This window comes from Cobetia sp. SIMBA_158, from assembly GCF_046566945.1.
Lineage (GTDB): Bacteria > Pseudomonadota > Gammaproteobacteria > Pseudomonadales > Halomonadaceae > Cobetia > Cobetia amphilecti.
In genome coordinates, this window is sequence record NZ_JAWJYL010001114.1 from 1 (window position 1) to 235 (window position 235).

At 33.6% G+C, this 235-nt stretch carries 1 protein-coding gene; it reads left to right on the forward strand.

Features of this window, described 5'->3' with window-relative positions:
- The coding region (locus R2R70_RS23220) for a hypothetical protein (protein WP_410979380.1) at positions 1 to 235 on the forward strand (235 nt) is incomplete at both ends.

Sequence of the window (235 nt, forward strand, 5' to 3'; positions counted from 1 at the left end):
GAAGTAGTTGCATCAAGTTTTCCGAAACATATTGGGACAAGTTATAAAAATACAAGAGTATATGAAAAGGCAGTAAGTACAGTTTGGCAAACAGGCAATCCACTTTTATTTGGACCATTTATTGATCCTATTACTTTAGAAATTGGGTCAGGGACTTCGAAATTTCATGATGAAGTGACGTTATTATTTTTACAACCCGTTTTTCAAGATGGTGTAATGCAATTTGTTTTAGCTG